This is a genomic window from Lysinibacillus sp. NPDC093688, from assembly GCF_050280145.1.
Taxonomy (GTDB): domain Bacteria; phylum Bacillota; class Bacilli; order Bacillales_A; family Planococcaceae; genus Lysinibacillus; species Lysinibacillus xylanilyticus_B.
Map to the genome: position 1 here is coordinate 116,065 of NZ_JBNNUX010000002.1, position 26,418 is coordinate 142,482.

Annotated in this window: 22 protein-coding genes and 1 pseudogene; 19 read left to right on the top strand and 4 right to left on the bottom strand. The window is 34.1% G+C overall.

Features of this window, described 5'->3' with window-relative positions:
* Nucleotides 1–4: 4 nt before the first annotated feature.
* Nucleotides 5–1,501: an ABC transporter permease gene (locus ACQKN2_RS02810; RefSeq protein WP_427413598.1), complete on the bottom strand. Its 1,497-nt coding sequence runs from the start codon at nucleotides 1,499–1,501 to the stop codon at nucleotides 5–7.
* Between the two features lie 13 nt (nucleotides 1,502–1,514).
* Entirely contained in the window at nucleotides 1,515–2,945 is a 1,431-nt protein-coding gene (locus ACQKN2_RS02815; protein WP_427413599.1) for an ABC transporter permease, read from the bottom strand.
* A gap of 207 nt (nucleotides 2,946–3,152) precedes the next feature.
* On the opposite strand from ACQKN2_RS02815, the gene ACQKN2_RS02820 reads away from it, so the two are divergent.
* The 8 genes and pseudogenes from ACQKN2_RS02820 (at nucleotide 3,153) to ACQKN2_RS02855 (ending at nucleotide 9,940) form a co-directional block, all read left to right on the top strand.
* Nucleotides 3,153–4,892, top strand: coding sequence for a dipeptide ABC transporter ATP-binding protein (locus ACQKN2_RS02820; protein ID WP_427413600.1), 1,740 nt, complete (start codon nucleotides 3,153–3,155; stop codon nucleotides 4,890–4,892).
* 182 nt (nucleotides 4,893–5,074) lie between these two features.
* Nucleotides 5,075–5,224 carry a hypothetical protein gene (locus ACQKN2_RS02825; protein ID WP_427413601.1) on the top strand — a complete coding sequence of 50 codons (150 nt, stop codon included), beginning with the start codon at nucleotides 5,075–5,077 and terminating at the stop codon, nucleotides 5,222–5,224.
* A 711-nt stretch (nucleotides 5,225–5,935) separates the two neighbouring features.
* Nucleotides 5,936–6,751, top strand: a complete 816-nt coding sequence (locus ACQKN2_RS02830; RefSeq protein WP_427413602.1) for a thermonuclease family protein — start codon at nucleotides 5,936–5,938, stop codon at nucleotides 6,749–6,751.
* Nucleotides 6,752–7,402: 651 nt separating this feature from the next.
* Nucleotides 7,403–7,933: a hypothetical protein gene (locus tag ACQKN2_RS02835; RefSeq protein ID WP_427413603.1), complete on the top strand. Its 531-nt coding sequence runs from the start codon at nucleotides 7,403–7,405 to the stop codon at nucleotides 7,931–7,933.
* 159 nt (nucleotides 7,934–8,092) lie between these two features.
* Nucleotides 8,093–8,266 (top strand): hypothetical protein, encoded by a 174-nt coding sequence (locus tag ACQKN2_RS02840; RefSeq protein WP_427413604.1) that lies wholly within the window; start codon nucleotides 8,093–8,095, stop codon nucleotides 8,264–8,266.
* A gap of 18 nt (nucleotides 8,267–8,284) precedes the next feature.
* A pseudogene (locus ACQKN2_RS02845) lies at nucleotides 8,285–8,794 on the top strand (phosphotransferase family protein); the annotation flags it as partial.
* A gap of 138 nt (nucleotides 8,795–8,932) precedes the next feature.
* Complete coding sequence (locus ACQKN2_RS02850) at nucleotides 8,933–9,340, top strand: GNAT family N-acetyltransferase (protein ID WP_427413605.1); 408 nt, start codon at nucleotides 8,933–8,935, stop codon at nucleotides 9,338–9,340.
* A 126-nt stretch (nucleotides 9,341–9,466) separates the two neighbouring features.
* Nucleotides 9,467–9,940, top strand: coding sequence for an 8-oxo-dGTP diphosphatase (locus ACQKN2_RS02855; RefSeq protein WP_427413606.1), 474 nt, complete (start codon nucleotides 9,467–9,469; stop codon nucleotides 9,938–9,940).
* A gap of 235 nt (nucleotides 9,941–10,175) precedes the next feature.
* Here the strand turns inward: ACQKN2_RS02855 and ACQKN2_RS02860 are convergent, their stop codons facing one another.
* Complete coding sequence (locus ACQKN2_RS02860; protein ID WP_427413744.1) at nucleotides 10,176–10,574, bottom strand: ATP-binding cassette domain-containing protein; 399 nt, start codon at nucleotides 10,572–10,574, stop codon at nucleotides 10,176–10,178.
* 170 nt (nucleotides 10,575–10,744) lie between these two features.
* On the opposite strand from ACQKN2_RS02860, the gene ACQKN2_RS02865 reads away from it, so the two are divergent.
* From ACQKN2_RS02865 to ACQKN2_RS02890, 6 genes are all read left to right on the top strand, one after another.
* Nucleotides 10,745–10,930, top strand: coding sequence for a hypothetical protein (locus tag ACQKN2_RS02865; protein WP_427413607.1), 186 nt, complete (start codon nucleotides 10,745–10,747; stop codon nucleotides 10,928–10,930).
* A 779-nt stretch (nucleotides 10,931–11,709) separates the two neighbouring features.
* A complete protein-coding gene (locus ACQKN2_RS02870) occupies nucleotides 11,710–12,708 on the top strand; it encodes an ABC transporter substrate-binding protein (RefSeq protein ID WP_427413608.1) in 999 nt (332 codons plus the stop codon).
* A gap of 17 nt (nucleotides 12,709–12,725) precedes the next feature.
* Nucleotides 12,726–13,718: a FecCD family ABC transporter permease gene (locus tag ACQKN2_RS02875; protein ID WP_427413609.1), complete on the top strand. Its 993-nt coding sequence runs from the start codon at nucleotides 12,726–12,728 to the stop codon at nucleotides 13,716–13,718.
* Nucleotides 13,718–14,500, top strand: a complete 783-nt coding sequence (locus ACQKN2_RS02880; RefSeq protein ID WP_427413610.1) for an ABC transporter ATP-binding protein — start codon at nucleotides 13,718–13,720, stop codon at nucleotides 14,498–14,500. The genes ACQKN2_RS02875 and ACQKN2_RS02880 overlap by 1 nt, the downstream gene beginning before the upstream one ends.
* Before the next feature lie 11 nt (nucleotides 14,501–14,511).
* A complete protein-coding gene (locus ACQKN2_RS02885; protein WP_427413611.1) occupies nucleotides 14,512–15,006 on the top strand; it encodes a pyridoxamine 5'-phosphate oxidase family protein in 495 nt (164 codons plus the stop codon).
* A 1,148-nt stretch (nucleotides 15,007–16,154) separates the two neighbouring features.
* Nucleotides 16,155–16,967, top strand: coding sequence for a CPBP family intramembrane glutamic endopeptidase (locus ACQKN2_RS02890; RefSeq protein WP_427413612.1), 813 nt, complete (start codon nucleotides 16,155–16,157; stop codon nucleotides 16,965–16,967).
* Nucleotides 16,968–17,253: 286 nt separating this feature from the next.
* Here the strand turns inward: ACQKN2_RS02890 and ACQKN2_RS02895 are convergent, their stop codons facing one another.
* Entirely contained in the window at nucleotides 17,254–18,126 is an 873-nt protein-coding gene (locus ACQKN2_RS02895; RefSeq protein ID WP_427413613.1) for a glycine betaine ABC transporter substrate-binding protein, read from the bottom strand.
* A gap of 409 nt (nucleotides 18,127–18,535) precedes the next feature.
* Here ACQKN2_RS02895 and ACQKN2_RS02900 point away from each other — a divergent pair, with 409 nt between their 5' ends.
* The 5 genes from ACQKN2_RS02900 (at nucleotide 18,536) to ACQKN2_RS02920 (ending at nucleotide 26,392) form a co-directional block, all read left to right on the top strand.
* Nucleotides 18,536–20,863, top strand: coding sequence for an InlB B-repeat-containing protein (locus tag ACQKN2_RS02900; RefSeq protein ID WP_427413614.1), 2,328 nt, complete (start codon nucleotides 18,536–18,538; stop codon nucleotides 20,861–20,863).
* A 925-nt stretch (nucleotides 20,864–21,788) separates the two neighbouring features.
* Nucleotides 21,789–23,183, top strand: coding sequence for a helix-turn-helix domain-containing protein (locus tag ACQKN2_RS02905; protein ID WP_427413615.1), 1,395 nt, complete (start codon nucleotides 21,789–21,791; stop codon nucleotides 23,181–23,183).
* Between the two features lie 23 nt (nucleotides 23,184–23,206).
* Nucleotides 23,207–23,335 (top strand): hypothetical protein, encoded by a 129-nt coding sequence (locus tag ACQKN2_RS02910; protein ID WP_427413616.1) that lies wholly within the window; start codon nucleotides 23,207–23,209, stop codon nucleotides 23,333–23,335.
* Between the two features lie 12 nt (nucleotides 23,336–23,347).
* Entirely contained in the window at nucleotides 23,348–24,346 is a 999-nt protein-coding gene (locus ACQKN2_RS02915; protein ID WP_427413617.1) for an HD domain-containing phosphohydrolase, read from the top strand.
* Nucleotides 24,347–24,673: 327 nt separating this feature from the next.
* Complete coding sequence (locus ACQKN2_RS02920) at nucleotides 24,674–26,392, top strand: methyl-accepting chemotaxis protein (RefSeq protein WP_427413618.1); 1,719 nt, start codon at nucleotides 24,674–24,676, stop codon at nucleotides 26,390–26,392.
* Nucleotides 26,393–26,418: the final 26 nt, after the last annotated feature.

Below are 26,418 nucleotides of genomic sequence, written 5' to 3' on the forward strand. Positions count from 1 at the left end.
ATTATTAATTTGATTTTGGATCTAAAGCATCTCGTAACCCATCTCCTAAGAAGTTAAAGGAGAGTACGAGAAGCATAATACAAAGACCTGGAAAAATAGCAACATAGGAATGTGTTTCCAGGTACGTACTACCGACTTTTAGAATATTGCCCCATTCAGGAATGTGTGGCTCAATGCCAAGCCCTAAAAAACTTAAACTACTTGTTGAAATCACAGCACCACCAATGGTTAATGTTGCTTTGACAATCATCGGTGCTAACGAGTTAGGGACAATATGTTTAAAAATGATTGCAGCATCAGATGCTCCTAATGCTCTGGCTGATTCCACGAATTCGAAATTAGAGAGCTGCATGACATTAGCGCGCATAGTACGAGCATAAGTTGGAATTGCTCCAACACTTAGTGCGATGATTAAATTCATAGTATTGGCACCAAACGCTGCGATAATGGCAATAGCTAGTAGAATTCCAGGAATGGCATATAAAATATCAAGACTTCGCATGATCATGTTGTCAGTCGCTTTCCCGTAATAACCGGATAATGCTCCAAGGGCTCCGCCGATTAATGCAGGTATAATTGTTGAGAAAAGTCCGACAATAAGCGATATTTGTGCACCGAAAACAATGCGAGAAAACAAATCACGTCCATAATTATCGGTGCCTAGTGGATATTCTAACGAAGGTGTTTGTAATAATGCCCCATAGTTATTTTCAATAGCGAAGTCATAGTCAAATGTCCAAGAGCTTGTTACAGACAAAGAAAACATAAATACGATGAAAAATAATCCGAAGACGGCCATCGTATTGCGTAAAATCTTTTCCCAAATTCTTTGCCATTTTTCAATTGTAGATGGATTTGCCTTTCGAGCTTTTTGAATAAGGCTATACCCTAGCAATGTTGCAAATAGATTGCCAGTCAGAGAGGCAATAAGCAGTATAATACCAGGTAACAGCATCCATTTTGGCGCAGCCTCGGAAGTCACAAATTTTGTACATAGCATTAACATCACGATATAAAAGATTGCAAGGAGTAAGAAAAGACCCATTGCAAGTAAAAACGTATCTGTGACGTACGGTTTAAATAAGTTCAGTGTTGAAATACCGATAATAAAAAGCTGAGTGATCAATGCATAAGCAGCAAAAATATATTCAACTGTCTTACTTTTTGAAATAAGTAAAAAAGCAAAAGATGTAGCAAAAATATTGCCTGAAACGATTGTCAATAACAGTGGATAACCAAGTAATCGAGTGCTTTTTTGTATGTCACTAGAGCTTGCTAAATCCTGTTTAATTCGTAAAGTCAGGAAACCAATATAAGCTGTAGTAATTGCATAAATGACAAAAAAGATTAAGACGATTGGTCGCCAGCTTTGAGTAGAAAAATTATAGCTATAAGCTAGAAATAATAAAGAGAATAGCAAGGAAAAGACAAATGTAAAATGTGAATTGACATATTCCTGTGTAATCTTCAAAAGTAGTTTGACATGTAAGCTGTTTTTCACGGGTGATCCCCCTTTAAGACTTCTTCATTTTTGAGCGAATGCGTGGATCGAAAAAGGCATACAAAATATCGATGATTAAATTAACGATCGAAATTGTAATAGCAATATAGACGACCCCACCAAGGATAGCTGGAATGTCCGGAATAAACTGCTTGTCAACAATATAGCTACCAATACCACTAATATTGAAAACCTTTTCTGTAACAGATGCCCCACCTAACATTCCACCAAAGAGAAGCCCAATCACTGTAATAATAGGAATCATGGCATTGCGGATAGCATGCTTTGAAATCACTTTAAATTCATTCAAGCCTTTAGCTCTCGCTGTAATAATGTAATCCTCATGTATCACCTCAAGCATACTAGATCTGGTCATACGGGCTATGGAAGCCGTAATGGATGTTCCTAAGACAATAATTGGCATTATTAAAGAAAGCCAGTTTTGAGGATTATAGGTAGCTGGGAACCATTGTAGCTTTAAAGAAAACGTTAAAATAAATATCAATCCTTGCCAAAAGCTTGGAATGGATAATCCAATCAAGGCGATGAACATAAATGTATAATCCAAATATGAATTTGGACGAACGGCGGATATAATACCGACTGGAATAGCAATAGCGATAGCCATTAATAGTGATAGGATTGCTATTTCAAGTGTGACAGGAAATTTGTTTACAATGCTATGTGTAATATTTTCTTTCCCTGCAAAGGAAGTACCTAAATCAAATGTGAATAGACCAGATAATGAATGCCATAACTGAGATAAATAGGACTGATCCAAGCCATGAATATGATTAAAGTTAGCGATTTGCTCAGGCGTTGCCGTAACACCAAGTAGGTTTCTCGCTGGATCGAATGGCGACAAATACAAAATTGTAAACACCAATGTCGCGACACCTACAATAACAATGAAACTTTGTAGTATTCGTTCAATGACAAATTGTAGAAATGGATTCGCAAACAATAATAGGACTACATAAAATAAAACAGCCGGTAAAAAAGTTAGGGCCACAAAGTTTTTGTTTTTTAGTTGCTGACTAAAAAAATGTAAATAGGATGGATCTTCTAAACCATCCTTCAATAAATCTTGTTCTACTAACTGCTGAATTTTTGTTTCTGCTAATTTCGAAGCAGTTTCCTGTAATTGTTCTTCTGACACATATTCATGAAAGAATTTAGCTTTGGCTAATTCTTGCTCAGCAAATATAACTTGCCATTGTGTGAACAAACCCTTTTCTTTGTAGTACTGACTTCGTTGCTCAAAAGCTTGGCGGTATTGGTGTGAATATTTTCTTATCCGATAAAATAAGTATGTAAATGGGTGTACTAAAATACTGAAAAGAAAGAGTAGCACATTGTATGCCTTATGGTGCATGAGCTTTTGATAAACTGAAAAAAAGAATACATGTTCCTTAGTAGTAGAACGAGCTTTTGAAATAACCATGCATTTCCTCCAGACGTAAGTAAAATAATAGATTCTAAAGTGTGGACAAAACAACATCAACACACGCTTAGCCAACTCATTTTTGTAAGGCCCTATTGAAGATGAAAGATTCAATATTATTATATTGTATAATTCCTATCAGTATTGTAAAGTATGGATTATACTAATAATTAAGTCAATCACAAAATTAACAAAAGGATGGATTGAATGAGTGAAAAGCTTCTAGAAATAAGCGATCTTCGTGTATCTTTTATTACGGGAGAGACAGAATTTGAAGCCGTTAAAGGCGTTAATTTTCATGTAAATAAAGGTGAAACACTCGGAATTGTAGGAGAGTCAGGTAGTGGGAAAAGTGTAACGGCTCGTTCGATTATGCGCCTATTGCCATCACCGCCATCATATCTAAAGTCAGGAAATATTTTGTTTAAAGGACAAGAGATTACTTCATTGAGCGAAAAACAAATGGAGACAATCCGTGGACAAGATATTAGTATGATTTTTCAAGATCCAATGACATCCACAAATCCAACTATTCGTATTGGGGAACAAGTAGCTGAAAGTTTAATAAAGCATCAGTCAATGTCCAAAGTTGAGGCCTATAAGCAAACAATAGAGTTATTAAAGCTTGTAGGTATTCGAGATGCAGAAGAACGATATAAACAATATCCGCATGAGTTTTCAGGAGGAATGCGCCAACGTGTGATGATTGCCATGGCACTTGCCTGTCAACCATCTTTACTAATTGCAGATGAACCGACTACAGCCCTTGATGTAACCATTCAAGCGCAAATTTTAAAATTAATGCGAGATATGCAAAAAAAGATGGGCACCTCAATCATATTAATTACTCATGATTTAGGTGTTGTTGCTGGTATGTGCGATCGAATTATTGTGATGAAGGAAGGAGAAATTGTTGAGCAGGGTACCACAGAGGAAATCTTTGGAAACGCTCAACATCCTTATACAAAAAAACTATTGAATGCTTTACCGAAACTCCATGAGAAAAAACAGCCTAAGCCAATTGCGAATGTACAGCTTGAAATAGATAAAAATAAACCATTAATCGAAGTGACACATCTTTCAAAGGAATTCGCATTAGGTCATGGGCAAACGGTAAAGGCTGTCAATGATTTATCATTCCATATATACCCAGGGGAAACATTAGGTTTAGTAGGTGAATCAGGCTCAGGAAAATCTACGACAGGTCGAACGATTTTACAGCTTCATCAGCCTACGAATGGAGAAGTCTTATATCAAGGTGTACCAATGACAAGACTAACGAAAAAGCAGCTTAAAGCAATGCGGCGTCATATGCAAATTATTTTCCAAGATCCATATTCCTCGTTGAATCCTCGAAAAAAAATAATAGATATTATTGGGGAAGCTCTAGATATTCATAAACTCGTTAAAACGAATGAAGAGCGTCATCAGCGTGTGGAGGAATTACTTGAACTTGTAGGCTTAAACAAAGAACATGCAATGCGTTATCCACATGAATTTTCAGGTGGACAACGACAACGTATTGGCATCGCAAGAGCTTTAGCTGTGGAGCCAAATTTTATCGTTTGTGATGAACCACTTTCAGCACTTGATGTTTCTATTCAAAAGCAGATTGTAGACTTATTAAAGGATTTACAGCAGCGCCTTGGATTGACATACTTATTTATAGCTCATGATTTGTCTATGGTTAAACATATTAGCGATCGAGTAGCTGTCATGTATGGTGGGAAGATTGTAGAGCTTGCAGAAAGTGAGGAGCTGTATGCCAATCCACAGCATCCGTATACACAAGCTCTATTACACGCAATACCAATTCCAGATCCTGTGATAGAAAAGCAAAAATATATAGATACCGAAAATAAGGACATACAAACAGATTATAAGGTAGAAAATAGTCAACTTGTTGAAGTTTCTCCAAACCATTGGGTAGCCATTGCAGCTACATAACTTGAATGTAGTAGCCTGATATTTTACAATAGAAACATCGTGAAACTTTTAAGGATTCTTTTAGAAGCCTCCTTAAAATGTAATAAAGATGAAGTTGTGAGGGACCTACTACATGAAAATGCAAGATATAAAAACGTTAATTACGAGTGGTACAATCATTCTTTCTTGCTGTTGCATTGTATATGATTTTTGGCAGATCACAAGCCCAAGAAAAGGATACAACATCGACTAACCAAGATAGTACTATTTCAATTGAACAGGTTGAAGAAAAGACAGGAAATAAACGCTTTGATGTAGATTATTTTAAAGCATATGATGGTTTATCACTATAAAACTGTACATTAAAATTTTGTACACATTAAAATCGTAAAGTGTTGATATAACTATGGTTTCATGTGAGTCTCCAAAATATACGTGTACACATTATAATTTAGTTAAATATAGATTTTAGCCATATCTTGATTAATTATATTTGTACGAAGTGTACATATTAACTGATGTAGAATAATGATGTACCAAGTGTGATTTGTAAATATTGCTTAATTATATAGTTATTATGATCTTCGGTTATTGCAACTGAAGATTTTTTAATGAGTAGGGTAATACTCTAATCACTATTGAAAAATTCTTCAGCTGAAAACAAATTAAATTTATTTTGATATTAGTGGACTATAATAGATTTAAATAAAGTATTAATAAATGTTAGAAAAGAGGTATAAAAATGAGTGACAAAGATATTAAGACGTTAATCACTAGCGGAACAATTATTTTGGCTGTTGTGTTGTATTTAATTTTCAGATAATTTTTCTGGTCTTCAGTTAATAATTTTACTGGGGATTTTTAGTTTTATGAATAGGTAGGATCAGAAATTATATTATTAATAGGAAGACAATGTTGAAACTTATAAAGTAGCTGGAAGAAATTCGTGGCAAACTAAAATGTTTGAAGTACTAAAGGTATTAGATTGGTTTATTACGGAGGCATTTTCTAACTTGGAATTATATTATTTAAATTTTTTATCTTTAAGAAAGTAGGATACTGATTTGAAAAAAATTTTTTTAGCTTTGTTCTTTTCTACATTGCTTTTAAGTGCATGTACGGAAGAAACTAACACAGATATTATCAAAACTGAAGATATACAAGGAATTGTAGCTTCAACGAAGGAAACTGCTGAAAAGCACGATGTGAGTAAATTTGAAGAATACGAACTACAAGATATAATTGACGGCGACACAATAAGAATAAAATATAAGGGTAGCTCAGAAAAAGTACGTTTTCTTCTTGTGGATACCCCTGAAACTAATCACGAAACGTTAGGAGAGCAACCTTATGGGCCAGAAGCTAAAGAATTTACAAAGCAGCTACTAGCTGGTCAAGATAAGGTTTATTTAGAATTTGACGTTTCATATCGTGATAAATATAAAAGGTTACTAGCATATGTTTATACTAAAGATGGTATTAGTGTTCAAGAGCAACTATTGAAAAATGGATTAGCTCGCGTGGCATATATTTATAATCCAAATACGAAGCATGTAGATTGGTTTAAATCTATTCAAAAAACTGCGCAAAAATCTGCTATTGGTATTTGGTCAGTTGAAGACTATGTAACGAATCGTGGATACGATAAAGATGTATATTATGCTGCAATAAAAGAAGGAAAGCAGTCTAACATAAATGAAGATAAATCGAATACTAATAACAACAAGGGCAGTTGCGAAATCAAAGGAAATATTAACTCCAAAGGTAACAAAATTTTTCATATGCCAGGGCAACGTGACTATGAGAATACAGTAGCAGAGGAGATGTTTTGTACTAAAGAAGAAGCAGAAGCTGCTGGGTTTATTCCAGCGAAACAATAAATTAGTTTAATTATTTATAGTTATTTTTCAAAAATTAATTATAGAAAGAAATACCCGTTTGCCACAAAAAAGTGGTTGTATAATTGTATATTTAAAAATAAGGAACCACCAATCATATTGATTGGTGGTTATATTTTTACTTAAATTTATAATACCTATATTTTCCTTTGCCGAAAGGAAGTCACAGGATTTTCACAAAAGATATAGCTATACTTCTCCATAGAGCATTCAAACTGATATTGAAACTGGTACAAAGACAAATATTGAAAAGATGTCGTTCAGAAAAATACAGCTAATAATATATATTACTTAGCTCTAGATGCTTGGTATCAAGCAGATGGTGGTACCAAATTTGAGAAAATGAAAATCGCAAATATATTAGAAGCGTTTAATTAATTCAACTTCACTTAAGTAGAAAATCTATGGGGTATTAACTCGTGGATTTTTTTCCAAAAATATTGATTTTATGAAGGCTCAATATTATTTTTTTACTCAAGTGTATGTAAATGAGAGCATACTTTCAATCAATCTTTATTTGAAGGTTTTGTATAGTTAAAAGTCAAATAAGTTATTTATATTTTGAACTTTTTACTGCTGTTAATTATAATTCAGAAGAGAACTAATGTTCTTATTGTTTTGGGAGGATTGATTATGGGTGGTGTAAAATGGTTGTATATTTCTAAAGATAATAAAATTTATAAGATTCCTAATCCTAAAGATGGGAGATTTAAAGAAATAAAGGAGCTTTCAGAGCAGGATGTTTTAAAGGTTATGCTGTACTACAGAACAAAAAATAGAAAGCCAGACAAACTAGTAATGGTTGAATTTGACCGAATTACTCTTGACTCACAAGGGGTGTATGAGGTGAATGATGAAAGGAAAAAAAGGATGCTACAAAATGCCTTTCAGTTTATATATAATACTCCTCAACAATTGGCAGATAACAAATCACCATTCGAGTTGCCTCTAGCACCTAGCGTTCCATCCAATATTGAAAAAAAGGCTTTATATGAATATTTAAATCAGAATTTCCCTAACTTAGGAAACGATGCTCCGACAATCGTAGAAAATGCAATAAGCTCACTAAAAAAAATACATCAAAAAAAAGTTGACTTAATTAAAGAAGCCAATAAATTAAGAAAAAGTAATTTAAAATTGTACTTTGAATCAAAAAAGGTTTAATGAAATTACGGATGATTTAGAAGTGGTTGATTTGGATTGCAAAATATTTTAGAAGAGATATTCGGGAAACCTTTAAAGGAAATTATGTATGAAGCTTGTGTAGAAAAAGAGTTGGAGAAGTGAAATGGTGCTGAGTTACTAGCCATAGAATGTACTTTATTGATTGAGTCTAATCTTTCTGTCATGGTATTAAGCTATATTGAAGGATACCCTGCTGATGAATTCATTTCGAATCTTTCTGATGTGGAGCAATTTAATATAGGTCTTGCTGCTGGGAAAGAATTAAGAAAAATTCATCAACTACATGCCCATGCCCCACAAACGATACACTGAGAAGAAGCTCAAAGAAAGAAATTCAGCTTTTATTTAAATGAATATAAAAAAGGTAGCTATCAACTGCCAAAAGAGCATAAAATACTAAACTTTATTGAAAAAAATTTCCACATTCTTGAAGATCGACCTATAACCTTACTCCATGATGATTTTCATCTGGGCCATATCATCGTTCTAAATACCACGTACAATGGCGTAATTGATTTTAATGGCTATGATTTTGGTGACCCCTATCATGATTTTTATAATCTTTCTTTATTTAGCAGAAGACATAGTATCCCATTTTGTATTGGACAAATAAATGGTTATTTTACAGAATCTCCAGACTATACATTTTGGCGAATATATGCCCTTTATGCAGCGATGAATATCATCTCTACGATTGTGTGGACGAAAAGATATGATGAACAATCTTTTGATGATGCATTGCAAAGAATCCATCTCATTTTAGCAGATCATGACTATTTTAATTTGGATCAACCATTATGGTATAAGTCCATACCTATTGATAATGTTACAGGGTTATAAACGGTGATATGTTTGCAATTGTGTATTTTTAAACTGAACTAATATTTATAAAATTTAGTTCAGTTTTTATTTATGAGCAAATCTACTCTTAAATTATTCAACTAACGATGCAGTTTAATGCAAGAAGGGACGTGTTTTATGAAAGAAATTAAATCGACAACTATTCAACCTAATGTAAGAGAACTTTTATCCTTCGCAACCTCTGAAAAGAATATCGAGAAAGAATATGAATTATATATGCAATCTCCAGTAAGAGAGTTATATGGTTATGATCTTGAATCTGAGGTTGCTGGTTGTATCGGAATAGAATTTTTAAGTCCAAAGCGTTGTGAAATAAAACATATCGCAGTATCTCCAAATCATAGAGGAATAGGTATTGGGAGTAAAATGATTTGCTTTATTTCGGAGAAATATTCTTTATCTTTTATGTTTGCTGAAACCGATAAAGATGCTGTGGATTTTTATAAAAATTATGGATTTAAGATAACGAGTTTAGGTGAAAAATATCCAGGTGTGGAACGATTTCAATGTATTTTAAAAAGTTAATAGGACTATGTCTTCTTCAACTATCGGGAGCTTTACCTCAATAGGGGGTAGAGCCTTTTTCTCTTAAACTAAAGACGCAGTTTAGTTAAATAAGAAGGATATATATATGAAGATATGGAAGGAATTATGAGTAATTCTATTAATTGTAATATATGGACTGTTTGTATGATTCAAAGTGAAGAGAAGGTTTTACTTCTGGATAGACAGCACGACAATTTCAAAGGATTTATTCCACCGGGTGGTAAAGTTGAGTTTCCTGAAAGTATTGTAGAGAGTGCTATCAGAGAAGTAAAAGAAGAAACTGGGTTAGAAGTTAGCAACCTTATTTATAAAGGGCTTTATGAATATGTTAATCCAGTCGCTAAAGATAGGTATATGATATTTAATTACATAACAAAGGATTTCGAGGGTGAACTCTTAGAAGATGCTCCAGAGGGGAAAGCTATTTGGGTAGATATAGAGAACGCATATAAACTTCCTATGCAGACATCGATACGGAGAAGATTTCCTTTATTTTTTAAAGATGGAACATTTGAGATTCAAGTTGAATGGAACCACGAAGAAAATAAAGAAGGGAAAGTTACAATGCGTAACACATAAAACTTCTTATTAGACTAACGGGGGCAATTGTTCAATAGGGCAGTCGCTTTTCAATAACGTCGAGGTCAGTTCAATACATATATTAGTGAAAAAATAAATAAAGGAGGGGTAAGATGACACATTCTGGTATAGAAACAAGGGTGAAAAAGGATTCCTAATCCTGTTTTCTCCTTGTTTTCATTTGAGTAATTAGAAAAAATCGCTTAGTTATTTAATGAAATTGGATAATAATGCTTTAAAGAGAGGCAAAAATATCACGGGTTATAGCGTGTGTGCATTCGTGAATTTTTGAGCACTCTATGCTTTCGCAACATTGACCCTTATCTAGAACATACACCTTATCAGCAAGCTGTTTTACTGCAAATACGTCATGAGTAATAAATAAATAAGACAACTTGTAGGTTTCCTTTAACTCTAGTAAATATTGAATGATCTGTTCTTGATTAATACGATCTAAATTACTAATTGGTTCGTCTAATATAATTAATTTCGGTCGAACAATCACGGCACGTGCAATATTAATACGTTGTTGCTGTCCGCCGCTGAGCTGATGTGGTCGTTTATTGAGGAGGTTACTTGGATGGATGCTAAAATAGCAGAAAAGTATGCATATATACCAACTGAAGTAAAAGATTTAATAAACAGTAAATCCATTATTCCATACATTCTTCGTGGGAAGGTAGTTCATAAAACTTAAATCTTATAGAAATATGTTTGAGGCTGGCTGGGACTTAGATCTCGAAAACAAGCGAAGCTATAACACTACTTGGGGGTTACTGGTGATACGTTGTAGGAGGTGAAAAAATGAACCCAGTAGTTGGTATTGATGTAACTAAAGATGAAATGAATTATAAGCTTTTAAGAGAATGGAAAGTCATGTGTGAAAATTTTCTAATTAAGCATAATCGTGAAGAGTTAGACAAGTTTATAGGATTTTTAGGAGAGATTAGGCCGATAACGGGGAGTACGCCAGTTGTTAGGTTTAGTTGAATATGGCTCTTTTAATTGATCAATCTTTTTTATAAAAATTTCATACTTAGTTAGAACGATTGACACTATTTTAGTCATCGAATACTTCTTGAAGTGGGAGACTGCAACTGAATAAAAATAATATCTATTGGATTACTGTTGACAATTTAATTGATAATGATTATCATTATCGCATAAAGGATATTCCTTGACTACAATACAATGTAGAGAGGATGAACTTTAGCTACTTTTCTCCAGAGATTTGCTAGTTCATGATTACGAACCTGAAACCCCCCTTATATTTCGGGAACGTGAAAATTTCAGACGACTCACCTATGATAGGTAAGTCGTTTTTTTATGTACTTGAGCGCTCGAAATCTAACAAATTTAAAAGAAATAGATTGGTTATCGACTGAAGATTTAAGATACTTAAAAGGAGCAGCTGGCTCAAAGGTTTTAGCTAATGAAATTTTAAATTGTTTAAAAATCTAAAAAAATGTATCTGCTGGAATGTCAATTATTATAAGTATTCCAGTACTAAAAATTTGCCAGATTCGTAATAAAATATATCTTTCTATATTAGAAATGCCCTTCTTAAAAATAGAAGGGTATTTTATATATTAACTTATTTCTTATTGGAATAATGATGTTTAATTTTTACCCCAAGTAACTCCTAAAATAGTAATAGACAATATTACTTTTTTTGTACATAACTTAAATAATCATTGAGATTTTTAACTATCTTTGATAACATAATTGATATTGAAAATCATTATCAATTAAACGGAGGAACATTAATTATGAAAAAATGGCTTACTGTCAGTACTTTGGCATTATCACTAGCTTTAGTTGGCTGTGCAGATAAGGAAGAGAAAAGTGCTGACAAAGAAATTAAGGAAGAAAAAACAACACAACAACAAAAAACAGCAGATGCATCTGCTGTACAAAAAGATGAGTTTCAGGATGGGGTAGATGAAGAGGCCTTTCAAAAAGCATTAGCAAGTTTCCCTCCGACAGTACCAGAAAAAATTGTTACAACATCGGTTCCTTTAACAGAAATGTTACATCTTATTGGGATAACACCGGTTGGGGTACCCACATCAACAAATCCAATACCAACAGACTTTGATTCAATTACTAAAATCGGCTCACCAATGTCGCCTGATTTAGAGGTTATTTCAAGCTTGCAAACAGACCTAATACTTGGAGCTTCTTCTCTAAAAAGCTCGCTTGATCAAGCACTTCAGGGAATGAATCTACCAACAGCTTATTTACCAACAGATTCATATGATGACTTGAAGTTAAGCTTTAAAGTGCTAGGTACGTACTTTGGTAAAGAAGAAAAAACGAATGAGATTTTACAAAATCTTGTAGCAAAAGAAAAAGAGCTAGAAGCGAAAGCAGAAGGAAAGGAATTACCATCTGTGATGCTCGTCATCGGTACATCTGATTCCTTTATGGTAATGAACGACAAATCGTACTTAGGAAGCTTAGTGGAACGATTAGGCGCAGATAATATTGCGAAATCGGTATTAAAAGCGGAATCAACGTATTCACCGATGAATTTAGAAGATATTGTTGTAGCTGATCCAGATATTATTTTTGTATTAGCATCAGGTGATCATGGGGCTAATGAAGATAAATTCAAGCAAGAAATTGAAAAAAACAGTGCATGGCAACAATTATCAGCTTATAAAAATGACAAAATCTATATGCTTGATTACAGTACATTCGGTGTTACATCGATTACAAATGCTGAGACAGCATTGACAACAATTTCAGATTATTTCTATAAATAAATTCGTGAGGTAGAGGTATGATTCATACAGCAAGAAGTCGCATGATTATTATCACGACCTTTGTGGTGACCGTATTAGCTGCAATTATAGCGATTGGGTTAGGCAGTGTTCATATTTCCATTCCTGATATTTTATCCACCCTAATCAATGGTCGTGATAAAGAGGGGGTTTATACAACCATTATATGGGATATACGCCTTCCTCGCGTGTTGTTGGCATTAATCATTGGTGCTAGTATTGCCATTTCGGGTGCTTTATTACAGGCAGTCATGGGTAATCCATTAGCCGATCCAGGCTTAACAGGGGTAACGAGTGGTGCAGCTGCCTTCGTTTTGCTAATCCTTTTAGCGAACCCTGAATTAACACATTTGATTCCATTTGCTGCCTTTATTGGTGGTTTGATTGCGGCTACAATAGTGTATGCCCTAGCTTGGAGGCGTACAGGCATTACGCCAATCACCATTATTTTATCAGGGGTTGCTGTGAATGCATTGTGTGGTGGTGTCATTGGATTCTTGTCGATCCTTTATAGTGACCGTCTACCATCAGCGGTGCAATGGATGAATGGTAGTCTCGCCGCAAAAGGGAATGCATCTCTGCATATGATTTATGTGTATGCCATCATAGGTTGGATACTCTCTATTTTTGCGATCCGCAAAGCCAATATTATTCGTTTAGGCGATCAGGTCGCAACTAATCTAGGGGAAAGTGTGACCCGTATTCGTATTATGTTATCGATTTTAGCTGTCTTTCTTGCAGCGATTTCAGTTGCAGCAGTGGGCATGATTAGCTTTGTTGGATTAATCGTCCCGCATATGGCTAGGTTACTAGTTGGCTCAGATTATAAGTACATGCTACCCATGAGTATGGCTATGGGGGCGATTGTCTTATTGATTGCCGATACTGGTGGACGGACATTATTTGCACCGCTTGATATTCCAGCAGGTATTTTAATGGCGGTCATCGGTGGACCTTACTTCTTATATCTAATGAGAAAGAGGGCGTTCTAATGTTAAAAATTGATCAGCTATCCATCAGCTATGAACAAAAGGAAGTTGTCCATAATTTTTCATTTGAAGTTAAACAAGGCGAGATTCTATCGATTATTGGACCGAATGGCTCTGGTAAATCGACGATATTAAAGGCGGTTGCACGAATGCTACCGTACAGTGCAGGAGATATCCTGTTTGAGGGAGAAAATATGCGTCGACTATCCTCAAAGGAGATCGCACGCAAAATGTGTATGCTGAGTCAACAAAACCAAGCACCAAGCGATATATCTGTTAAAAATTTAGTGGCATATGGTCGTTATCCACATAAAAAGTGGTTTGAACGTCTAAATGCAGAGGATGAGGCCATTATTGATTGGGCATTAGAAAAAACCTATCTTTCACATTATAAAGAAAAGCCAATTGCCGCTTTGTCTGGCGGGGAGGCACAACGGGCATGGATTGCCATGGCTTTAGCACAACGGCCCCGAGTTCTATTGCTGGATGAGCCTACGACCTTTTTAGATATTGCTCATCAGCATGAAGTGCTTGAATTAGTGCGAGAGCTTAATCGTGATATGGGTATGACAGTTGTGATGGTGCTTCATGATTTGAACCAAGCCTCTAGTTATAGCGATAAAATCGTGGTTGTAAAGGATGGTAACCGAGCACAAATAGGGACACCCGATGAAGTAATGACTGAACAGATGATCCAACAAATATATCGCATGGAAGCTGAAATTCAATATGTATCTTGGGATAAAGCTCCGAGAATTCAATTAAAAAATACTGTTAGAGTATAGGGGGAATTAATATGCCAAAAGCAATCGATGTTGAACAAGTAAAACAGGATTATGAAGCCTTTATACAAAGTAAAAAAAATTGTGTGTTAAGCTTCGTGAATGGGGAAGGTAAGCCTTTTAGTAGTACCACACCATTTGTGCGCCTTAACGGAAAGTTTTATGTTTATATTAGTCGAGTTGCGGAGCATTACCAACTAATGGATCATTCAGAAGTAGTTGATTTAATTTGTGTTGCGGATGAGGCCATAACAGCTAATCCATTTGCCCCAGAGCGAGCACGTTGGCAATGTTTGCCTAAAAATTTAGGAAATGAAGGTAATGAGGAGATATTTGCCACATTCGATCAGCTGTTTAGTGCCAAAATGATGGAATTATTACGCTCACTTGATTTTTCTTTATTCGAATTAACGCCATTAGAGGGACGTTATGTTGTTGGATTTGGGAAAGCCTTTACAATTGATATTGAAAATGACACACTAATTCATGTAGTTATTGAGAAAAAATAGTTTAACTATTTGTAAGTGTTATTGATATACTACTGATTCTATTCTATAAAGGTATTATTAAACTGAACTAAATTATTAGTTCAGTTTTTATTTTACAAAGATATTGTTTTTGTGCTTTTACCCATGTTATTTGAGTATGCTAAAAGAAAAATGTAAATAAAAGACGATGGCTTAGCATTTGGATATTTTTGTTTTGAAGTTTATAGTGGATAAAATTTAAACCTTGATCGGTTATTAGAACCGAACTTTAAATAGTGGACACTTTAAAAAAAGTACCTCTATGCGGGTGAAGGGACCTCTGTCAAGTAGACAGTAAAAAAGCACATTTAAGCAGCCTGAGTCCTATATTGATAGGGACTCAGGCTGTTTAATTTCTTTTGGAAACGTTGATTACATCCTCTTGCACAGAGACTAGGGCAGGAGTAAATGTGATTAATTATATTTGATTCGTTTATTCCTGATAAAATCATTTGATTATAAAAATTCTCTAGCTGTTTTTTATTTTTTTTTGTATCGTCCAAAGATTTCATTTGAAATATTTAATACCATTCGTATATCATCCTCATCTTTATCTTCAAGAGTATTGAATAAGATTTTCTGGGAACCCACTCCGTAGTGTGGGCTGGCATCTTATTCCTAGCACTCAGTCTTATCACGATCGCATTACGGGCTTTGATATACAGTCCGAAAAAAGCAATCTATCAGCCAAAACAAGTGTCCTAATAGCTCAGGAGTTGGAATTTCGATATCATTCTACTGAAAAAAAGATCTTAAGTATCTTGCAAAAAGCAGATCGTCACGATTTATATGCATACTGGTATGAAGATTTTTTGAATAGAAGTAAATATGATAAGAGATTTAAAAAATTACAACGAAAAATAAAATAATGCTTTTTGTATTTTTTACTTTTAAAAAGAAAATACAGTGAAAATTCGACTTTTTGAGTTTTACGAATTGGGGAAACATGAGATTTGTGATTGAACAATCTCATGTTTTTTCTTTTCAAAAATAATTTAGCTTGCAAAATACATATATATTTGTATATATTGTATATAGAGTATATATACAAAAAAGAGGTGCGGAATTTATAGGCAACTTTAAGCAATGTAAATAAATCAATTAAAATGCTCTAAGGGGGAATTTAATATATGAAATGGATACTTTATGTACTCGCCGGCTGGTCAACGTTAGTCACTGGTCTGTTCCTAGCTTCTCTTTCCAGTGACCATTTGATTCAAGGTCTTGTGATGAGTGGATTAGTTATTCCTATTATTTTATATTTATATCAGCATGTTTATCGGATGACTGGAGTTAAACCAAAGACGCCGGTATATTCCTGGAAAAGGCTACATCATTTTATTTCTGGGGTTATCTTGGCGATTGCACTGGCTACATTTGGCTTCTTTATAGGCAATTTTCTAGGGTGGATAGACTTTGAAAAATGGCAACATCCCTCCGAACAGTGGTTTATTGCTCTAACCATGAATATTTTATTTGCTTTTTTTTATGAAGCTTTACCAGAGGAATTTGGATTACGAGGTATGTTATATGATGTCTTACGCTATCGATTCACCGCTTGGTTATCCGTATTACTTCAAACCTTACTTTTTGTAGCATTCACTATAGCAGTTGCTCAGATTCAAGTGCTAGTTGGACTTGCTCCAGGCGTATCTATTAACCTCTTTTATATCATACTAATTTTTTGCTTTGGAATATGTTTGCAGTTGCTCCGATTATGGACTGGAAGTCTCTGGACATCAATCGGTTTTCACCTTGCCTACTTAGAAATCCTGAGGTTTGCCGTCTCTCCACATCAATATGGCGTACCTCCAATCATAACCTACCACGAATCAGTGCCTGGAATCGGCCTCTTAATCTCTATTTGTATGATGATTATTGGAGGCATCATTGTATCACTCGTTATATTAGGTGCGAAGCGTTTTATACGGAAAAGTACATGATTTGAACTGAATCGCTTTCATAAAATATGTGCTCCATGCTCAACTTCTCACGCAATTGCGGTATAAAACAAAAAAGTCTATTTCCATATTATGCTGGAAATAGACTTTTTTAGGCAAAATCTGCATAGGGTATGTTTTTGGCGTTTTGTCTGGTTTGACCTAATTCTAAAGATAGAATCTTTACGTTCTAATGACAATCAACTAAAGTGCAGAAGATATTGTTGTTTTTAATTCTATTTTTAATATGTAAAATCGCTAGACGAGTTTATAAAACTTGCCATTTATACTATTTTACATCTTTTGTCCATTCTGAAACTTTATCTTCATTGTCTTTGATCCATTTTTTTGCTGCCTCTTTAGGATCATCGCCTTTCATAATATCAAACATAACACGTTCAATATCTTCTGGAGTCCAGTGGAAGTTTTTAAGAACACTATATGCTCCCGGATTATCTTCTTTCAATCCGTTACGTGCAAATGTACCAATATATTCTTCAGCTCCGTATATCCCTTTAGGATCGTCTAAATATTTTAAATCAAAAGCGTTAAACTTCCAGTGGGGAGACCAACCTGTCACGATGATTTCTTCATTTTTCGCAATAGCTTGAGTAAGAGCTGCTGTCATTGCGCCTGAAGATGAGGTAACTACATTCCAGCCTTCTAGGTTTTTATATTCTTTATAAGCATTTTCCGTAGTTGCTGTCATATTTGCTCCTGGATCAATGCCAGTGATCGTTTTACCAGCTTCATCTGTTAAATCTTCGATAGAATTTACATCCATATAACTAGGGACAACTAAGCCGATTTTAGCACCTGCAAGGTTTTCACCCAAATCGTCTATTTTATCCTTGTACTTCTTAACTTGTGGGGCATGCGTTTGTGGTAGCCAAGCTGACACCATGCCATCGACCTCTCCTTTAGCAAGAGCCTCCCACATAATTCCGTTATCTAGTGGTGTTAGTGTTACATCATATCCTAAATCTTCTAGAACTTGTCCTACTACGTTTGTAGAGGCAATTTCAGTATCCCATTCAACATAGGCTAAGTTCACTTCGTTTTTGTCTTTATTTTTCGTGTCTTCATCATCTGAGCCACAAGCAGTTAATACTAACAAGGCTGCTAAAGCCAATCCTATCTTCAATAATTTACTGAATTTCATAAGATCTCCCTTTCTTCATTGTAGGATGAGATATACCTAAAAATTAACAAGTAACAACTTAAAGTTATCAAAAGGTTGTTACTTTTGTCAAATCGACTTTTTTTAACATGTGTAAATTTAAAAGGGAGGTTCGAGATAGAACAAGTAAAAAGTTCATGTTTTAGAGCTATTATATCCTTATTCTTTCACAATCATTTCATATACGACCTTTTGGTTGCTATTTTATAAGCATTAATTCCATTTGTAAGTGCGAATTTTGGTGAAAGTCAAAATTGCAATAAAAACGATTATCAAAATTTGTTCGAAAACTAACAAATATTGATTTTAGTAAATTTATAAATACTGCTATAGTTTCAGTGTCGACTATCAATTATAGGTATACGTACATTTATGAAGGGATGTGCAATAAATGAAAAAAATTTTTTTACTATTAATTGCAATACTTTTGATTTTCTCTCAATTATCGCTAAGTACTTTGTCTGCTTACGCAAATAGCGATAGTGAAGACGATTATGACATTGAAATAATCGATTTGAACGATGGCAGCAAGGCTGTTGCTATTAAAGAATATAAAGGTGACTCAACAAATATTATTATCCCTAGTGAGATTAAAGGAAAACCAGTTGTTGAAATAAGGGATTACGCTTTTCTAGATAAGAAGCTAACAAGTGTAGAAATTCCGTCGAGTGTTAGAGCGATTGGAGAAGCTGCTTTTGCTAAGAATCAATTAACAAGTATAAAGATTCCATCAACTATTACAACGTTTGGTGCATTTGTATTTGCAGCTAATCAATTAACAAGTGTAGAGATCTCATCAAACGTAACAGTGATTGGAGAAGCTATGTTTTATAAGAATCAATTAACTAGCATAGATATTCCATCAAGCGTTACAACGATTAAGGATAGTGCATTTTATGATAATCAATTAACGAGCGTAAAAATTCCATCAAGTGTTACAACGATTGAGAGTGATGCATTTTATAATAATCAATTAACAAGCATAGAAATTCCATCAGGCGTTACAACGATTGGAAGTAATGCATTTTCTATGAATCACTTAAGAAGCGTAGAGATCTCATCAAGTGTTATAGAGTTAGGTGACTCTGTATTTAGTTTTAACAAACTACAGTTTGTCATATTCCATGGGAAAGTTGAACAAACTGACTCTGACATTGGGCCAATCGGCGTTCAATTCGAGGAGGGTAAAACATTCCAAGGGTGGTTTGAAGAGCAAGATTATACAACAGAGTGGAATGAATCCTTATCAGATCCAATCACAATTTATGCGAAATGGAGCCATTATACTGTCACTTTTGATTCCAACGGAGGGAGTGTAGTTGTACCTCAAGCAGTGGAATATGAAAAATTAGTGAAAGTGCCGTCTAATCCAGAGAAGGAAGGCTACCTATTTTTAAGTTGGCATAAAGATGAAGAACTTACAGAACCCTGGAATTTTGAGCAGGATATCGTAAAAAAAGATATAACGCTATATGCCAAATGGAAGAAGTTAAACTATAACTTCGTCACTTTTGATTCCAACGGAGGAAGTGAAATTTCAGCTAAAAAAGTTTATGAAGGTAAATTGCTACAAGCCCCAGCTACTCCTGTGAAGGGCGGATATTCGTTTACCGGCTGGTATAAGGATAAAGAACTGACAACATCATGGGATTTCAAGAAAGATATAGTAACAAAAAACCTAACGTTGTATGCTAAATGGGCAAAGAACATTACTCCAGAGGGGGGAACAGGTGGCACAGGAGGGTCTGGTGGAAGTTCGCCAAACTATAATGTCACGTTTGACTCAAATGGAGGAAGCACAGTCTCATCCCAAACAGTAGCATATAAAAAATTACTGCAGGCACCATCTAGTCCGGAGAAGGAAGGCTTTATATTTGCCGGCTGGTATAGGGATAAGGAGCTGACAACAGCATGGGATTTTGCAAAAGACGAAGTAACATCAAACACAATCTTGTATGCGAAATGGACGAAGGATAACTATATCGTCACTTTTAACACGAACGGTGGAAGTAAAGTATCGTCACAAACAGTTGGATACAAAGAATTAGTGAAGACCCCATCCATATCAGTAACAGAAGGCTATACATTTGCTGGTTGGTATAATGATAAAGAGCTCACAAAAGCATGGAATTTTGCAAAAGATGTAGTAACAGAAAACCTAACATTGTACGCTCGGTGGGTGAAGGATAGTAATGGCTGTAACATTACGATCAAGGATATTGATAATAACTGGGCAAAAGATATGATTGAACAAATTGCCAATCAATGTATTATTAAAGGCTATCCAGATGGCACTTTCCGACCAGATGACATGATTCAGCGTCAACACGCGGTGCTTATAATTGACCGCACATTACCATTAACACCAATACGAGAAGCTTTACCATTTTTGGATGTCCCACATAACCATCCGTACTACGAACAAATCGCACTACTCCAACAAGCAGGCATTGTAGATGGTTCAAAAGGGGCATTTCATCCGAATACTTATATAACACGTGCACAAATGGCGAAAATGTTAGTTCTTGCATTTGGCCTAACGCCAGAAGGTAGTAGCACATTCAAAGATGTCAAACCAACACATTGGGCGAGTTCATATATTTCAGCTCTAGAAGATCATAACATTGCATTGGGTGATAAAGAAGGCAATTTTAGACCAGATGAAAACTTAACACGTGCACAATTTTCAGCGTTTATGTACCGGGCACTTGGTTTATAAGGTATTACTTAAGAGAGATGTATCGTATTTTGATACATCTCTTTTTCTATTTGACAATTTATGAAATCGTTACTGAAAGAAAGACTTGTAGCAATCTCTATCGTCATAAATCAGCCTTTGAAATTAAAAATTCCTTCAGTGTTCCCTGTAAAAGCTTGTAGAGTTTTTAGCAGCTAAAGTCCAGGAATAAGTGTTAAGATGCATCCCTCTCTATTTGTCATCTACTCTCACAATATAAATTTCTCAATCTAATTTAATCTTTGTTCTAAAGGATGTGAACACAAAAGGCCCCCTGCTGTTTTATAAAAGGATGAAGGTTATGAAAAGGTGAAGTAATAAGAAAATGGAGCATTATCAATAAAAAACACATAGGAAAATAGTATTATCTTCTAGCGAAATAGACTTTAATAGCATTAAAAATCCCTTAAAATGAGAGGCATTCTGAAAGGATTTTAGGATTATCAAGTTTTGCACGAAAACGAACAAAAAGTGATTTTGTTTGTTTTGAAATGCTTGGTATAGTGTAAGTATCCTTGAAAACAAGAGGCTTTGTTCATGGTTTCTCGAAATGAGTGAATTTCATGAAAATAAGCTACATTTATTGTTTTAAAGAGTATTTAATGGAGATGAAAATTCAATAACAACTGTTTTATTGGCAGCTTTTATTAACTTGAGTAGTTATAAAGTATTGAATAATGTTTAGTGTCGTAAAAAGCGGGAATAGAATGTATTGGTAAGAGTTAAATAAGCTTATCTAATTTCGAATAAATGCTTAATTGATATGACACAGCTAGGGTTTACTGGTGGAAGACATTGAGGTGTTTTTATGTATAATTTTTTGGATCGTTCATCTTTGCAAAAATTGAATATTCTACATCATATTTACAATGAACAGAGGCTATTTTCAATTATAGAGTTATCTCAAATGACGGATTTGTCTGAAAGAACAATTTTGAAAACAATAGATGAGATAGCAATTGATTTAGAGTTTGTTACTAAATCTGCTGTTATCCAAAAAGAAGAGAATAAGTATTATCAATTAAATTATAAAGATAATTTTTCTATGAAGGCTGTAGAAAGATATTATTTAAAAAAATCATTAACCTATAAAGCTTTTGATGAGATTTTTTACAATAAATTTTATGATGTTAACATGTTTATTTTGGATAATTTTACAAGTGTCGCGTCTATGTATCGACGAATAAAAAAAGTTAAGCCTTTGTTAGATCAGTTTCAATTGAAGTATACATCTTATGAAAAAGTCAGTCTTGAAGGGACAGAAAAGCAATTTCGTTATTTTTACTTCTTATTCTACTGGAATTCGTGTTGGGGAGAAGAGTGGCCATTTACTCTAGTTTCAAGAGAAGAAATACTAGAATTAATGAAGGAAGTAGACATAGCCTATTCCGAACAACTTTTATATTGGCTGGCCATTTGCTTATCACGTGCAAAATTAGGCTGCCTAATCGAATATCATCCAATGTATGCAAACTTTACGAAGCATCATCATAACTATGAGCGATTATCGGGAAAATTAAAGCATATATTTAGAGAATTTACTGCTTTATCAGATGAAGAAATTGAATTAGAAACAATGTTTTTATTTTCTATCATTAGCTGTATGCGTCGTTATCATAAAACGGATAATGCGGTAAGTTTCTTGATGAATTTTGCACAGCACCATAATCAGGAATTATTTGTACAAGCAACTCTATATTGGATAGAAGTGTTCATCGAGCATTTTTCAGTTACTTTAGATGTAGAAGAATATGGGGCACTCTTTATCAATTTACTGCACCTTCATTATTATATTTTAACCTTTTCTGGTCCAGCTACTTTATTTAAAGAAGATCTTTATCAAAAGAGATTAGAAATGCATGAAACGGCTCAAATAGAAATTATGAATCAGTTTTATGATCGTCTAATGGAAAATAAGGCTTTCGCCATCGTATTTGAACGCAGAGAAATATTGATTGGGCGATATCATAAACTACTAAAACAAACTATTGATTTTGCTAATAGAGATACTATTAAAATAAAAATATTTTCAATGATAAATGATGTTCCTTATCTATTTAGTCAAATAAAACGTGTTTTTATCCATGTTGAGTTGTGTTCTAAAGATGAAGAGGCGGAGTTAATTATAACGGATCGCTTATACTTAAATATTAAAAAAGACATCGGAAATATATTTGTATGGAATTCGGTTCCTTCGAAAAGCGATTATGATAGGTTATCAAAAAGACTACAGGAACTCTATTTTACTAAGTATCAACAGCAAAATAAGTTATTATTGAAAACTTTACTAAGTGAAGTGTAAAGAAGATTAATGAAGGTTGATTCATGTTTTGGGAAAATAAAAAGAGAAACGTCATTATATTATTTGTCAATGAATTAGGTAAAGCATTTGAAGAAGTTACATTGTCGGCTGACCGACTTGCTAGTTTTGCTAATGAATTAAACAATGGATAAGGGGTCTTCTAAATGTGTAAAAAAATACTAAAGGAATTAACATATTATTTAAAATTAGGTGATGCTGTTGTAATCGTTGATAAAAATCAATTAATTATCGATGTTAATCAACAATACGAAACGATCACAGGCTATAAAAGAGAATTTCTTATTGGATTACCAGTAGAGAGTTTAAAATCAAGTGTAACGCCGTTTGTTATGTATAAATCGGTAAAAAGTACATTAAAAAAAGGACAGCCGTGGTCTGGGACAATGGTTCATGTCAACAAAACATTAGAGTTAAGATACTCATTTATAACGATTACGCCAATTGAAATTAAAGGAAATATTTATTATATAGGAGTCATGCGCTTAGCAGAACAACTATTGATAGATGAAGTGAATCAGAAGAAAGTAGAGCAAAAGGAGCTATTTCAGTTGTTAGCTCTATCAAGTGAAATGCGCGATGTAAATATAGCAGAACATCTTTTGAATGTGCAAAATTTAGCAGAGGAATTGTTGTTAAGCCTCGTTGAAGATAAAACTTATAATTTATCGTTAGAGTATGTTAGTAAAATTATAGAATACAGTGTTTTACATGACATTGGAAAATCAGGAATACCAGAATCAATCCTGTATAAAACTGGGCCACTAACAGTCTATGAGAAAAAAATTGTGAAGATGCATCCTCTTATGGGTGTAGATGTATTGAATAAACTATCTAATGAAATGAACAATAAAGTTTTCGATGACAAAAAAATTGCTGAAAATATTATTAAATATCATCATGAGAATTGGGATGGAACTGGATATCCAATGGGGTTAAAAGGAGAAGAAATTCCTTTTGAGGCGAGAGTAATATCTATAGTAGATGTTTACGACGCTTTAGTTAGTGATAGAGCTTATAAAAAAGCTTGGACAAAGGAAGAAGCTCTTTCTTATTTAAAAGAACAGAAGGGTATTAAGTTTGACCCTAATCTAGTAGAAGTGTTTGTCGAAAAAGTTATTCAGAAAGATAGTATTTTTCTATAATCTAACTCTGAGTTATAGGGTAATTGCAACGTTTTATTTCCATAATTAATCATATTTGTTAAATATAATTAGGGTAACAACGATTGTAGATGCCATTTATATAAGTTGATCTTCGTTACAACTAGGCGACTCTTTGGGACATAGATAAGACCCCCTGCATCGAGGCGAGCGGGGGAACGATGGCTAAAAGCATCAAGTCCTGTGATGGCCCTCGTGACCAATCGTGTTGTCGCTTTCGCACAGTCGGAACGGAAATCAACCCTAGGTTATGGTGATGAGCCAATTTTATTATCAATATAAATTAAAGCAATTAAGGTGGAGAGATAAATGAAGTTTTATAAAAACACATCTTTAGTCGGGAAGTTCGGAATATTCAATTTCATTATGTTGATTGCACTTGTCGTTATAGGATTTACTGGGATAATGGGTGTTAAAAAAATGAATGATAATGCGACATCTTTATATGATGAAAGTTTAACTTCTGTATATTTATTAAGTAATATTTCAACTAATCAGCTAAAAATAACGAATCTAAAGTTCAAAATCTTCTTTCATTCACAAGATATAGATGAAAAAATTCAATATTTTGAAGAAATAGCAGCTATTGAAGAAGAAATTAGTCATGCCTTTAAAGATTTAAAGAAAGTAAAAATGGATAGTGAAGAGAAAAAATTACTTAATTATTTGGAAGAAGTAAATCAAAGTTACGAAGATATATTAGAATCTAGTTTTCAACAAGTTACCTCTAGTGCGACGGAAGTGGATGCCAATGTGTTACTAAAACCACTATTTGAAAAAGAAAAGCAAAGAGATGATCTGATGGAGCAATTAGAAACAACAAATATCAAAAATGCCGAATTGAGCAATGAAAAAAATAATGCAACATATAAGAGAACGTTGTATCAAAACGGTATTATTATGGTTATTGCTCTTATGTTTAGTATAAGTATACTGATCTACTTAAGTAGGTACGTCAAAAAAGCAATCTCCAATATTCAGGATGTTGTATCTGGGGTTGAAGATGGTGATTTAACACGACATGCTGAGGTAATATATCCAGATGATCTTGGGAGAATTACGCAAGGTTTGAACAATTCTGTTACACATATTCAGGAACTTGTTTCTAATGTTAATAGTACCTCAACACAAATGGGAAGTTTAAGTGAAGATTTAAGTGCAACTATTGAGGAAATTACTGCTTCAATGAATGAAATTGATACAACTTCAAAGGATGTTGCTATGGGAAGTACTACACTAAGTGCAACAACTGAGCAATTAAACGCGACTGCAATTGAAGTGCTTGATAGTACGGAAAAATTAAATGAGAAAACTAAATATAGTCTTAATTTCTCACAAGAAGTAAAAGAGAGAGCCATTGATATTAAAGAAACAGCTGTTCAAGCATTTAGTACAGCTCGTCATCTATATGATGACAAACAAAAGTCAGTTTTAGAAGCGATTGAAGCCGGACAAATCGTCTCTGAAGTAAAAGTAATGTCTGACACAATTGCAGATATTGCAGATCAAACGAATTTGTTAGCATTAAATGCAGCTATCGAGGCTGCCAGAGCAGGAGAGCAAGGTAAAGGTTTTGCGGTTGTTGCTGACGAAGTCCGAAAATTAGCCGAACAATCATCTGAAACCGTTCAAAAAATACAAATTGTTACAAGTGACGTAGAAAGAGCATTTAAGAATGTGTCTACTAATGCTCAGGAGCTATTACACTTTATAGACGATAAAGTAACACCTGATTATGAGCTTTTCCAAAACAGTGGAATTCAATATGAAGAAGATGCTATGTACTTTAATACATTAATAACTGAAGTGACAACATTTGTTGGCACGATGAAGTATTCTATGCTAGAAATACAAAAAGCAATTGAAAATGTATCTACTGTCGCGATAGAATCGTCTGATCAGTCAAATGGAATAGCGAATAGTATTTCAGAAACATTAAAAGCAATTCAGCATGTAGCAGAGTCATCCGTTCAAACTGCAAATATTGCCGAAGAAATTTCTCAACAATTAAATAATTTCAAGCTATAGAATAGGAAATAGTACCCACTTGGAAA